This window comes from Nostoc sp. NZL (genome assembly GCF_015714705.1).
Taxonomy (GTDB): Bacteria; Cyanobacteriota; Cyanobacteriia; order Cyanobacteriales; family Nostocaceae; genus Nostoc; species Nostoc foliaceum_A.
The window spans coordinates 1-13629 of record NZ_WBKL01000138.1 but is presented as its reverse complement, the minus strand read 5'-3'; the positions used below and the strand labels follow the sequence as shown (position 1 = coordinate 13629).

Below are 13629 nucleotides of genomic sequence, written 5' to 3'. Positions count from 1 at the left end.
CAATCATGCATCAATTCTTATCTGTTTAACATCAGTTCATAGCGCAAATTGATTGCAGCCTAAAAGTTCAGGGGGAGCAACGCGATTTTGTGAGAATTCTGCGTTCAAGGCAGGAGGCAGGAGGCAGGAGGCAGGGGGCAGGGGGCAGGAGGTGTATAATGATGTAATTTCTCCCAACTTCCTACTTCAAACTTCTTGCGCCATGAGTTACAGAGAACAATTTATTTGGCAGCGTGGTGTCAAGCTTGCCATTAACTGCTATCGACTTACCGAAAAATTCCCGAAATCTGAACTTTACGGATTAACTAGCCAGATTAGACGCTCGGCAGTTTCCGTGCCATCAAATATAGCTGAAGGTTATGGAAGACGGACGCAGAACGAATATATCCAATTTCTACACATTGCTTTAGGTTCGCTTCGAGAACTTGATACTCAATTGATTATTTCTAAGGAAGTCGGATTAGCATCGCCTGAACTATTTACTCCTGTTTTGGAAGAAGTCGATAGGTTTCAAGGAATTTTAGTGTCAAGTATTCAAAAGATTAAGTCTTGAAACCCTTCTGTCTCTTGCCTCCTGCCTCCTGCCCTCTGCCTCCTGCCTCCTGCCCTCTGCCTCCTGCCTCACCTCACAAAATCGCATTGCTCCCAAGTTCAGGGACGGGTGAGATGCCCATCCCGTAAGAGTAATTCTTTTAGGTAATTAATTCCGAGCGATACCTTCTTGACGTGCGGCTTGTTGTACAGCAGCAGCAACAGCAGTGACGACACGCTCATCAAAGACAGAAGGAATAATATGTTCCCGATTCAAGTCTGAAGGCTTGACTAAAGAAGCGATCGCACTTGCAGCTTCTAGGTACATTGTGGTGGTAATTGTATGGGCCCGACAATCTAAAGCACCACGGAATACCCCAGGAAAAGCTAAAACGTTATTGATTTGATTCGGGTAATCACTGCGACCGGTAGCAATCACAGCCACATCTTTACTGATTAATTCTGGCTGAATCTCTGGAATGGGATTCGCCATTGCAAACACAATTGCGTCTTTCGCCATCGAATGCACCATTTCTGGTGTCAAAACTCCCGGTGCGCTGACTCCAATAAAGACATCTGCCCCTTGCATTGCACCCGCTAATGTACCTTGAGCTTTCACGGCAAATTCGAGTTTTTCTTCTGTCAAATCGGTGCGACTGGTAGAGATAATTCCTTTAGAGTCGCACATCCAGATTTTTTCTGCGCCAGCTTTCCGCAGTAACCGAGCGATCGCTACTCCAGCCGCCCCAGCACCATTAATCACGATGCGGATTTCCGCCATTGACTTATGTACCAGTTTTAGGGAATTAAACAATGCTGCCAAGGTGACAATTGCTGTACCATGCTGGTCATCATGAAAAACGGGGATATCTAACTCTTGGCGTAATCTCTTTTCAATTTCAAAGCAGCGAGGTGCAGCGATATCCTCTAAATTCACACCCCCAAAAACTGGAGCGATATTCTTGACTGTCTGGATAATTTCTTCTGTATCTTGAGTGGCCAGACAAATCGGAAAAGCATCTAGCCCCGCAAATTCCTTGAACAGCATTGCTTTGCCTTCCATGACTGGGAGAGCAGCCGCTGGGCCGAGATTTCCCAAACCCAAAACGGCACTACCATCGGTAACAATGGCAACAGTGTTTTGTTTGATGGTTAACTTGTAAACTTCCTCTGGATCTTGAGCGATCGCAGTACAAATTCGACCAACTCCGGGTGTGTAAGCCATTGCTAAATCAGACACACTCTTCAGGGGAATTCTGCTAGTAATGCTGATTTTGCCACCACGATGCAAATTAAAGGTGCGATCGTAGACGCTGAGTAGCTTGATGTCTGGCAATGCTTTTACTGCTTGCACAATGGTTTCAGCATGTTCGGTACTAGCAGCATCAACGGTAATATCGCGGGTAGACTCTTTGCGGCTTTGCTCGATTAAATCAATTTGACCAAGATTACCACCAGTGGTTGCGATCGCCTGGGTTACTGACGCTAACATTCCTACACGATTGGGAATCTGCAAGCGCAGTGTCAAACTAAAACTAGAATTCGGAGTTAGGTCTGCCATGTTTATTTTGGATTTTAAGTTTTAGATTTTATATTGAATTGCTTAGTAAAAACCCGCTGGAAATCTAAAATCAATATTTTACTCATATATAACGAGTAATATTTTATTAAATGTAATCAAAAGCACACAATATTTTTAGAAAATAACCTCTCACAACTCCAACCCAGAACCTATTTTCGTTCCTGATCATACACCCTTGAACTGACTAAAGCTTGTAGTTTTGGACTCTATGTTAAATTCTGTGAGAAAATCAGTATCAATCATTCGATGAGTGATAGGTGACAAGAGCCTAGGTGAATTTAATGCTAGGAACAATGCTCCGAGGGCGCTACAAAATCGTCAGAAAATTGGGACAGGGAGGGTTTGGGGAGACTTATCTGGCTGAAGATATGGATTTACCTCGTAATCCTCATTGCGTTGTCAAGCAGTTCAAGCCTCAATTTACTAACCCGCAAGCTTTGCAACAAGCAATGCGGTTATTCGATACGGAGGCGGATGTTCTTTATAGGTTAGGCAACCACGAGCAAATACCGCGACTGTTGGCTCACTTTGAAGAAAATCAAGAATTTTATTTAGTTCAAGAATACGTACAGGGTGATGACCTAAGCACAGAATTAAAACCTGGTCAACAATGGAGTCAAGAGAAAGTAATTGCTTTTTTATGGGACATATTGAAAATATTAGAGTTTGTCCATCAACAGAACGTTATTCACCGCGATATCAAACCTGCCAATTTAATCAGACGTGCTGCTGATGGCAAGCTTTTTTTAATTGACTTTGGGGCAGTAAAAGAAATCAGCACCTTAATGGCTAATAATCAGGGAAGAACAGTGGCCGTTGGCACTCCTGGTTATATGCCTAGCGAACAATATAACGGACAGCCACAACTTTGCAGCGATATTTACGCTGTGGGAATGATTGGAATTCAAGCACTGACTGGTATTTTCCCTCTCAAACTACCAATTGACCCGAAAACATTAGAATTTATTTGGCGTAACCAAGCCCAAGTCAGTCCTCAACTAGCAGACATTTTAGATCGGATGGTGAAATACCATTTTGGTCAACGCTACCAGTCAGCACCTACAGCTTTACAAGCACTGACAAACTTAACTATAAATAATAAACAGTGGTCAAAAACTAAGAAAATCACCCTAGCTTTGACAGTGTTAGCGATCATCTTTTCTATGACTGTGCTGGTGATTCCAAAATTACAACAAATATTTAGCTCAACCTCACAAGAGCCATCACTTGTAACAAATTCCTTGATTTACGAAAATCTTGCTTATGGAATTAAAATAAAATATCCTCAAACTTGGTCAATCGAAAAAATAGAACAAAACAACACAACTACGACAGATGTAGCTAGATTTTGGTCACCTCAAAAAAATGTAGACAAGCCTTATCAAAGCAACCTGACTGTAGAAATTGAAGATTTAAAACAACCTATTTCATTGGATGAATATACTAGCTCAAGAGTTAATGAAATAACGCAGTTTCTGGCGGATGCAAAAATTGATAAATCACGTTTAACTCAGCTAGCAAATCGCCCAGCACATGAAGTAGTTTATTCCGGTAAAGAAGATAAATATACTATAAAACGGAAAGCAGTTTGGACTTTAAACAACAATAAAGCCTACATAATTACTTATGCAGCCGAAGAAAGTCAATATGATGATTTATTAAAAACTGCTGAACAAATGATTGATTTATTAGAAATTTACTAATTTCCTAAAAGGGCAGAGAGCGGGAGCAAGGGAGCAGGGAGAGAAAATTCTAAATCCCAACTCCTAACTCCTAACTCCTAACTCCTAACTCAGTAATCAGCACTCTTTATCGACGAGATGGTAACGCTCGAATTTGCGGATTCTGTAGGAGCTTTTGTACGTCTGCTAAGATGCGATCGCCCCAAAGATTTTTCTTGAGAACGTCTAAATCAGCAAACCTTTTGTCTAAGCGCAGAGCGGCTTTTGCTAATTCTAGAGCTTGTTCGCGATCGCCTTTAACATATAATGCTGTTGCCAAGGCTAGTTGAGGTTCTGCGGATTTGCTGTCAATCTTAATAGAAGCCTGAAACTGACGGATGGCTCCTTCAATATCTTGGAGTTCATATTTGATTAGCCCCAGGTTGTTAACAGCTGCTATTAATTTAGCATCCTGGACAGTTGCTTTTTCATAAGCAGCAAGTGCCCCCTGATAGTCTCCCTGGAAATGGTAGCTAATACCCCGTGCGAAGTAAGCAACAGCATTATTAGGGTCGATCTGAACTGCGGAGTTAAAATCCTTGATTGCTGCTTGATTGTCTCCCCGACGCTGGTGATTCAAACCTCGTAAGGCATAGGCTACAGCATTTTTAGGATTCAGGCGAAGTACTTGGTTATAATCTGCGATCGCTCGTCGATAGTCTCCGCTATCAGAGTAAAGATTTGCTCGGCTGAAATACACATCAGCAACACTGGTCTTACCCCATTCACTGTTAGCTTCAATTGCCTGGTTATAGGAAGTAACCGCCTCTTCGTTTCGTCCCAATTCCTGTAATACGCCACCGCGAAAAAACCAAGCTAGGGAATGTTTGGGATTGAAGCGAGTAGCTTGGTTTAAATCCTCTAATGCTTTTTGTTTGTCTCCTTGCTGATAGCGCCCAGATGCCCTTCTAGTATAGGCATTGGCATCTTTAGGATTTCGTACAATTGCCTCGTTGGCAGTGGCAATAATTGTCTCAGGCTCTGCTTGGTTTGATGGGGTAGGTGGTTGTGAAGTTGATGGAATATTTTGTAGTTCTCTGAGAGAGTTGAGTACAGTTTGGGATTCTGCTTTTTTTCCTTGCCTCTGATATAAATCTGCGGCTTTTTGCAAATCCGCGATCGCTCCTTGTTTATCTTCCAACCCAGCGCGGGCAATAGCCCGGTTTTTGTATATTTCCGCAGCTTTGGGATCGCTAATCAATATCCGGTTTACCTTGAGGTCAAAGTCACTTCTACCTTGGCGTTTAATTCGCAAGGTAATTGTACTACCCTCCTCACCGCGAATCAGCTTAGTAGCATCTTCCACTTTCATCTTGATAGTGGGTTTACCATCAATTGCCAAAATCCGATCGCCAACTTTCACGCCCACTTTTGAGGCCGGAGAGTTGTCGTTAACCTGTTCAATTATTAGTCCCTGATTTTGTTCGTTATTGAGCCGAATCCCAATCCCGGAGAACTCTAAAAAACTCAGTGCTTGATTATAATCGGCGATCGCTAGTTTATAGTCTTTCAGCACCGTGCGTACTATACCCCGTAAACCGTAAGGTTCGGGTTGGTTAGGTAGCCGCTGTATTACTTGGTCGATATCGGCAAGCGCTCGTTGATAGTCATTTAAACCTAAATTAGCTGTACCCCGAACAGCGTAGCTAAGGGCAGAAGTACGAGATTTGGGATCGTTGTTGAGGCTAATGGCTTTGTCAGCATCGGCAAGCGAACCCTGATAGTCTTTTAGTTGAGCGCGGACAAAACCTCGGTAGGCATAAGCAATTGCATTTTTGGGAGTGAGGCGAATTACCTGTTCAAAGTCTTTAAAAGCTGCTGGGTAATCTTTTAGTTCATTGTAGGCTGCACCCCGTCGGAAGTAAGCATCAGGATTGTTGGAATTAATTTGTAGGGCTTGGTTGTAATTAGCGATCGCTCCTTTATAATCTCCTTTATCGGCTTTAGCCCCCCCCAAGCTGATGAAGTCTTCAGCATTTTGTTGTCGTTTAGGGGCTGGTTTTTCTGTAGTATTTGATTGTCCAGCTGTAGCTATATTGGGTTTACCACCTGGTTTTGGTGCCGGAGTTGGTGAACTCGCTGTTACTGGTTGTACATTATTTCTGGCTGCCAAAAAGGTATTAATCGGAATTCCCAACCTTAAAACAGTACCTGTCTTCTCTTCTGGTTGTGTAGCTCGCCCATTAATCCCTACTAAACGTCCATTCTCGTCTAACACTGGGCCGCCACTCATCCCAGGAAGCGCCTCGTTATTGTAAACCAAGGCATAGCCTTCATCTGGGTTTTTCAGGCGACTGCGAATGTTGCCATTAGTAAATTGATAGCTGCGTTCATCAATACCTGGTAAACGGTCGGCCCAACCCACCACATAAACCGTCATTCCTTCTCTAATTTGGTCAGAGTTGCCTAAATTAGCGATCGGATAACTTTTATTACTGTTGAATTGCAACACGGCCAAATCTAATCCCGGCAATTCTTTGCTGTAATAAACGGGATACTTACCGCCATCTTGGGTATGAATCTCATATCTTCCGTCTCTGGACACTACATGTCGATTGGTGAGGACAAAGTAAGTTTCACCTTTACGTTCAAAAATTACTCCAGAACCGACACCATCTCCATCAATGCGAACAGTAACTGTTTGAGCAATATTGTTAACCTCTACCGGAGTTAAGGATAAGGCAACTTGAGGTTTCAGCAATACCACAGCTGCACCAACAAGTATTGCCGAAAGACTACGAGTAAAATTCATCGCCTCACCTCTGCCTGAATATCTGTATCAGAATAATTATTTGTAAATGATGGTGATACCATCTGCATAAACTCTTCAATCGGAATACCCCAGCTATACTTGCTCATCTGTTCGAGCAGGGGTGGTTCGGGCTGTGTTCCATCTTGATATATGTATGGCTCACCCCATAGAGGTTCAGCATGTCTTCCGTTAATAGCCACAAGCTGACCTGCACGATTTAGCAGTGGGCCTCCACTCATACCTTTGACAATATCATTGGTATACCCAATCCGATACCCGCCCTCCAAGGCTTTGTCTAGCACTAGAGAAACTTGACCTCTGCGGAAAACAAATCCCGTATCTTGGATGCCTTGGCTGTCAAACGGAAACCCAGCAGCAAAAACTTCATTTCCTACACTCAAAGTGGATGCATGGCCGAGAGATGCAACTGTATAGCTAATTTTGGGACTGCGAAACTGTAATACAGCTAAATCGTTACCCTTAAAATAGAAAGGAACAGAGCGATTGCTCATCTTGGACAAATCAGCCGCATAGATTAAGCCATCAGGAGTTTGAATCTGATAAGGTGGGTTACCCGACCTGAGTACGTGGGCATTGGTAAGCACCTGATAAACCGACCCTTTTTTGTGAATCAGAATCCCCGATCCCAAAAAGTCTTTTGATAGGACTTTGACTGCGATCAACTCAGCTAGTTGTTGCACTTGCTTGGCAGAACCTTGGGTTGAACTTTTTGTATCTAAAGCCCTAACATTTGGTTTTGAGCCTAGCGGTGAAATAGATAAACTGCCAATACAGGCAATCAGCATCATTAAGCGCCAATCCATGTTCGTTCAGATTGCGATTTACTCAACATTCCCAAGCCGGTTTTCCTGCTGGACAGGATTCGCGTTGCCCTGAACTTTCTACCTGAGAGATGAACTTGGTTACATCCAGGTAAGCCGCCTCTTGGTAGTAGGAGAACAATTCTTTACTATCGCCACCGCTCAGGTTAATTGGTCTGCCGCCACCCGAACCTTGACGATCTAATAACCTTTGTAGTGTCAGCGGGGCATTAGTACCGACTTTCAATGTTACTAGCACTCCGTTAGGCAGACAAGAACCACCTTTGTAACTGGCAACACACAATACAGGTTGATTGCTGAGTTTTCCTGCCCTGACGAAATTTAGAGTCCCATTGCCGTAGAAACGTTGGAATCTGGCAGATATTTCTTCACAGCGCTGTTGGGGAGTCCAAGGTGGGGGAAAAGAATCGTCAACCCAGCGAATTACTGGAATGTTTCCTCTGGAAGTCCGAACTAGTGTTGCTGGAACACCTCCACTCATTCCACAGTAAAACTTATTATCCTGCGTATAGCCAGGTTGAATTAGAGTGGCAGTAGAACCAAGTGCGATCGCAATGGTACTCAGTATATGAGCAAAGAAACCGAGTTTCATAGTAATCTTCACGCTTCCTGAAGTTTTTAAGATATGTGGCGTAATTAAAAATATTTTTGAGTATAGAGGATATCCCGTACCAAAAGAGCAGAAATTTAAGTAAATATAAGTTCACTGAAGCACCTGTTTAGACATCAATACAGTTCAGATAAGACCAAAAATAGAGACGGCGATTTATCGCGTCTCAAAAACCCAAAATTTTTGCCAGTAGCCCTTAACCCAAGCGTATTGGTTTAGACATACGAAAAACCACCCTCTGTTTCCAGAGAGCGGTTTTGATTTCGCTAAGACTTAAGTATTAGCTATAAATTACAGGCGCTTGCAAAGCCACAGGTACTGCCTCACCAGCAGCCAAATCTAGGGGGAAGTTGTGAGCATTCCGCTCGTGCATTACTTCTATACCTAAATTGGCGCGGTTTAGCACATCTGCCCATGTATTAATTACACGACCTTTGGAATCAAGAATTGATTGGTTAAAGTTGAACCCGTTGAGGTTGAACGCCATCGTACTGATGCCCAATGCCGTCAACCAGATACCAACTACAGGCCAAGCAGCCAAGAAAAAGTGCAAGGAACGCGAGTTGTTAAAGCTGGCATATTGCCAGATTAACCGCCCAAAGTAACCATGAGCCGCCACAATGCTATAGGTTTCTTGTTCTTGTCCAAACTTGTATCCGTAGTTTTGAGATTCACTTTCAGTGGTCTCCCTAACTAAAGAAGAAGTCACCAAAGAACCGTGCATCGCGCAGAAAAACGCACCACCGAACACCGCCGCTACGCCCAGTTGATGGAATGGGTGCATGAGGATGTTATGCTCGGCTTGAAACACGAACATGAAGTTAAACGTGCCGCTAATTCCCAGAGGCATTCCGTCAGAAAAGCTACCTTGACCAATTGGGTAAATTAAAAAAACCGAAGTCGCAGCAGCTACGGGAGCAGAGTAAGCCACACAAATCCAAGGACGCATTCCCAGACGATAGCTTAACTCCCATTGCCGACCGAGCCAGCAGAAGATACCAATCAAAAAGTGCAAGACAATGAGCTGATAAGGGCCGCCGTTGTAGAGCCATTCATCCATTGAAGCGGCTTCCCAAATTGGGTAAAAGTGCAAACCAATGGCATTAGATGTGGGTACAACAGCACCAGTGATAATGTTATTGCCGTATAATAAAGAACCAGAAACTGGCTCCCGAATGCCGTCAATATCGACAGGTGGTGCAGTAATAAAGGCAATAATGAAACAGATGGTAGCGGTCAATAGGGTAGGAATCATTAAAACGCCGAACCAGCCGATATAAAGCCGATTGTCGGTGCTAGTAATCCATTGACAAAAACGATCCCACAGGTTGCCGCTTTCTCTTCTTCCTAGAGTTGTGGTCATAACTGTGTTGTTTATAAATCGCTGACAACAAACTTTCCTAATTTTCAGGAATTGAGAATCAAGCTGTTTTCAAAAGCTTTCGCCAAATACCTTCTCCCTAATAGCCGGGACTCTCTGGAATTACATCACACCACAAATGCTTTTAGCTAACTTCCTCAGGGAGACTGTATGAAAAAAAGGAAAACTTTCCCGGCTCCTAATATCAGGTTTTACATTAATAATTTGTATTTTTCAAGATATTATTTTTAAGTTTTGCTAAGTTAAATTCTCAACAAACTCAGCATGTTCTGTTGAATTTAACCCTTGTTGCAGTACTGCTAAAACTTTCGTCATGTCTCCTGTAATTAGTGAGGTGACAGCTAACCACAAACCTGGAAATACCCTACTTTTAATCACACCATCTGCATCTGCCACCAGTGGCAAATATTCCCCATTCTGCAAACAGAACCAGTCGAGTTTATTCTCTAAAGTCTGCCAAACTATATATTCCTGCACTCCGTTGCGACGGTAGGCGCGTTTTTTGTCGTACAAATCAATAGATGCACTACTGGCTGCTACTTCTGCTACTAATTCCGGTGCACCTTCTACGTAATCATCTTCACTTATTTGTGCCTGTCCCCTGGCTGGTTTATCTATCAACAGCAAAACATCAGGCTGTGGTTCATTGTCTAAATCCAAGCGCACAGTAGCATTGTCGCCTAACTCTACCCCTGGGGTGGAAACTTTGTAATTTCCTAACCAGACAATTAAGTTTCCATGAGGTAAACCATGACTTCTAAAACGCAGGGGTGATGCCACGTAAACGACTCCTTCGATTAATTCTGCTTTTTTATCGGGCATTGCTGTATAACGACGCTCGAATTCGTGGCGGGTTAAGCGATCGCCACTTTCTAAAGGAGGGATAAAAGCGCTATTATTGAAGCCATGTTCCACAGAAGCCGCCATTACCTAATTCCTCATCCGCAGGAGTTGTAGCTTGAATCTAACATAGTGAAGCGCCATGTTTTCTCGTGTGGTAGCTGCTGCACATAGCTTGCTTTCTCATAGGAGTACGACAAGCTTCAAAAATCTTTCTTATTTAATACGCCATAGAACAAAATCTAGTACAGGATTTATTAAACGCTCCGTTTTAAAATAATTACAACAAAAAAGCGCCCTCCATTTCTGGAAGGCGCTTTTTATTTAGCTAATCTTCAGAATTAACCGTTGATAGCAGGAGCAGTCATTGCTACAGGAGTAACTTCACCAGCAGCTAAGTCTAGGGGGAAGTTGTGAGCGTTACGCTCGTGCATTACTTCCATACCCAAGTTAGCGCGGTTGATTACGTCTGCCCAGGTGCTGATAACGCGACCTTGGGAATCAATTACTGATTGGTTGAAGTTGAAACCGTTCAGGTTGAATGCCATCGTGCTGATACCCAAAGCGGTGAACCAGATACCGACGACAGGCCAAGCTGCTAGGAAGAAGTGCAGTGAACGGCTGTTGTTGAAGGAAGCGTATTGGAAGATTAGACGACCGAAGTAGCCGTGGGCTGCAACGATGTTGTAGGTTTCTTCTTCTTGACCGAATTTGTAACCGTAGTTTTGTGATTCGGTTTCGGTGGTTTCACGCACCAAAGAAGAGGTTACTAGTGAACCGTGCATTGCAGAGAACAAGGAACCGCCGAATACACCAGCCACACCTAACATGTGGAAGGGGTGCATCAAGATGTTGTGTTCTGCTTGGAACACAATCATGAAGTTGAAGGTTCCAGAGATACCCAAAGGCATACCATCTGAGAATGAACCTTGACCGATTGGGTAGATCAAGAATACTGCGGTAGCGGAAGCCAAAGGTGCGCTGTAAGCGACGCAGATCCAAGGACGCATACCTAAGCGGTAAGAAAGTTCCCACTGACGACCTAGGTAGCAAGCGCAACCGATCAAGAAGTGGAAAACTACCAATTGGTAGGGGCCACCGTTGTACAACCACTCATCTAAGGAAGCAGCTTCCCAAATTGGGTAGAAGTGCAAGCCGATGGCGTTGGAGGAAGGAACAACTGCACCAGAGATGATGTTGTTTCCGTAGATCAAGGAACCTGCAACTGGTTCGCGGATACCATCGATGTCTACTGGAGGTGCTGCAATAAAGGCGATTACGAAGCAAGCAGTAGCAGCTAGCAGGGTTGGGATCATCAGTACACCAAACCAACCAACATATATGCGGTTGTCAGTGCTGGTGATCCACTCGCAAAAGCGATCCCATACGTTAGCGCCGGAGCGCCGTTGTAAGGTTGTGGTCATTGTTTTATAAGTGCTATGGGTTGTTAAATATGGAACAAGCAGATTTATTTTTTGCCTGTTGAAACACAGTCTACATGAATTTACTTTGAGGCGATCTTTGACTTAATATTCTGTAACAGAATACTTTAAAAAGCTCATCGAACTGTAAAGTTTTCATACTATAAACAATAGTGATAAAAGTAATGAATTGAAGCTTTGTAAGCCCTTTCAATACGAAACTAGATATAAGTTTCAATGACGCGATCGCCTAGTTCTTTCTCTTTACATTCCTTTACAAATAGCCCGCTGGAAAAATTTTAAGTTTTGTTGATTTGTAACGAAATAATAAGTTGTAAGTTGTCTTATGTTTCTGTTTAATTGTTTGTAGAAACTTAAAAATCAAAGTAGATGTAGGGCAAACTGCCTTCTGGAGCTAATAACCAAACAGCGTAGAAACATAGGGGGACGAAGACAAGCTTAAGAGGCCAGTTAAACTCTAACTTCAGCATTCGGTTGAAGGCATAGACTATAGCCATCAGGGCACCTAAAGTTAGAAGTATCCAAGTGAGTTGGTATTGGCTCATATTTAAAGCATCTACATAAACCTTTTGAGCAAACTGCGCGTCAGCAGGGTAACCCCAAAGATGCCGAATTACCAAAGAAGAGTCTTGGAGATTAGGTAGGCGGAACCAAATCCAAGAGGTAAAAACCATCAGTTGGGTCAAGAACCAAGCGACAAAGATACCCAGAGGATTTTGCCAGAATTGTTCTAGATTTTCAAAGCGATCGCTCATAGTATCTGTAAGTCGATGAACCACCAAGGCTAACCCGTGGAATATTCCCCAAACTACATAGCCCAAGGCAGCACCGTGCCAGATACCAGCGATTAGCATCACAAGAAATAAATTCCAGCAGGTACGGACTAAACCCCGACGGGAACCACCCAAAGGAAAGTAGACATAATTACGTAGCCAATCTCCTAGAGTCATGTGCCAGCGCCGCCAAAATTCTGAAATATTGGTGCTGAAGTAAGGAAAGTCGAAATTCTCAGGTAGAACCAAGCCGAAAAGCATAGCACTACCACGGGCAATGTCTACGTAACCGTTGAAATCTAGATATAACTGCAAACCGTAGGCGAATGTAGCTAACCACAGATCGGTACTACCTGCCCGTTGTAGGTTACCAAAACATAAATCGACAAAAATACCAAGGTGGTCTGCCAAAATACCTTTTTTGACTGCGCCCCTAGCAATTAACCACAGCGCCTCAGCTACTCTATCGCTACTGGGGAAGTCTAGTGTATTAAATTGATTTGCTAAGTTGTGGTAGCGCGTAATTGGGCCTGAAATAAGTTTGACGAAGAATAATTTATAGGTGGCAAATTTGAGAAACTGCTCAGTAGCAGGAGCACCACGATAGACATCTATTAAATAGGCAATGCATTCAAAGGTAAAAAATGAAATTCCTAAGGGTGCAATCAACTTAAAAGAGCTATCTGGTGAGTTTGTTTGCACATGAAAAACAAACTTGATTAAAGGGGTAAAATACTTAAAACCTAATAACAGTAAAACATTTATAATTATCCCCAACCACAAAAGTTTTAGACGACGACGATTCCAGTCACCTTGGGCAAATTGCCACTCTTCATTAGAAATTTGCCAGTCAAGAGAATGTTTTCCCGGTGATGTATTTTTACCAATCTCTAGCCCCACACGGAAATTAATAAACGTCAATGCTAATAGTAAGGGTATGTACTGGATATGCAAAGATGCGTAGAAAACCAAACTGGCAATTAGCAACGTCCACAATCGCAATTTCTGTTGTGCTAAAGACCAATAAATTCCTAGCACACTCAACAAGAACAGCCCATAGAAAATTGATATAAAGTTCATTTTTTAGTCATTAGTTATTAGTCATTAGTGATGGAGAATGGGGCATGGTTATTCCCCTTGTCCCCTTGTCCCCTT

General features: G+C 43.0%; 10 protein-coding genes. 2 read left to right on the top strand and 8 right to left on the bottom strand.

The window, feature by feature from the left end; all coding sequences use genetic code 11:
• Window positions 1–202 precede the first annotated feature (202 nt).
• Window positions 203–553, top strand: a complete 351-nt coding sequence (locus tag F8R90_RS19560; RefSeq protein ID WP_026103962.1) for a four helix bundle protein — start codon at window positions 203–205, stop codon at window positions 551–553.
• A 147-nt stretch (window positions 554–700) separates the two neighbouring features.
• Here F8R90_RS19560 and F8R90_RS19555 read toward each other — a convergent pair whose 3' ends face one another.
• A complete protein-coding gene (locus F8R90_RS19555; protein WP_190895366.1) occupies window positions 701–2092 on the bottom strand; it encodes a malic enzyme-like NAD(P)-binding protein in 1392 nt (463 codons plus the stop codon).
• 302 nt (window positions 2093–2394) lie between these two features.
• Here F8R90_RS19555 and F8R90_RS19550 point away from each other — a divergent pair, with 302 nt between their 5' ends.
• On the top strand, window positions 2395–3816 hold the full coding sequence (locus F8R90_RS19550) for a serine/threonine-protein kinase (protein WP_196512060.1): 1422 nt from the start codon (window positions 2395–2397) through the stop codon (window positions 3814–3816).
• 106 nt (window positions 3817–3922) lie between these two features.
• Here the strand turns inward: F8R90_RS19550 and F8R90_RS19545 are convergent, their stop codons facing one another.
• The 7 genes from F8R90_RS19545 to F8R90_RS19515 form a co-directional block, all read right to left on the bottom strand.
• Window positions 3923–6586 carry a serine protease gene (locus tag F8R90_RS19545; protein WP_196512059.1) on the bottom strand — a complete coding sequence of 888 codons (2664 nt, stop codon included), beginning with the start codon at window positions 6584–6586 and terminating at the stop codon, window positions 3923–3925.
• Complete coding sequence (locus tag F8R90_RS19540) at window positions 6583–7410, bottom strand: S1 family peptidase (protein WP_196512058.1); 828 nt, start codon at window positions 7408–7410, stop codon at window positions 6583–6585. Before F8R90_RS19540 ends, F8R90_RS19545 begins: the two co-directional genes overlap by 4 nt.
• 22 nt (window positions 7411–7432) lie before the next feature.
• Entirely contained in the window at window positions 7433–8020 is a 588-nt protein-coding gene (locus tag F8R90_RS19535) for a COP23 domain-containing protein (RefSeq protein WP_196512057.1), read from the bottom strand.
• A 298-nt stretch (window positions 8021–8318) separates the two neighbouring features.
• Complete coding sequence (psbA, locus tag F8R90_RS19530) at window positions 8319–9401, bottom strand: photosystem II q(b) protein (RefSeq protein WP_196512056.1); 1083 nt, start codon at window positions 9399–9401, stop codon at window positions 8319–8321.
• A 255-nt stretch (window positions 9402–9656) separates the two neighbouring features.
• A complete protein-coding gene (locus tag F8R90_RS19525; protein WP_196512055.1) occupies window positions 9657–10346 on the bottom strand; it encodes a Uma2 family endonuclease in 690 nt (229 codons plus the stop codon).
• Window positions 10347–10600: 254 nt separating this feature from the next.
• On the bottom strand, window positions 10601–11683 hold the full coding sequence (gene psbA, locus F8R90_RS19520; protein WP_190895360.1) for a photosystem II q(b) protein: 1083 nt from the start codon (window positions 11681–11683) through the stop codon (window positions 10601–10603).
• A gap of 371 nt (window positions 11684–12054) precedes the next feature.
• Window positions 12055–13554, bottom strand: coding sequence for an MBOAT family O-acyltransferase (locus F8R90_RS19515; protein ID WP_196512054.1), 1500 nt, complete (start codon window positions 13552–13554; stop codon window positions 12055–12057).
• Window positions 13555–13629: the final 75 nt, after the last annotated feature.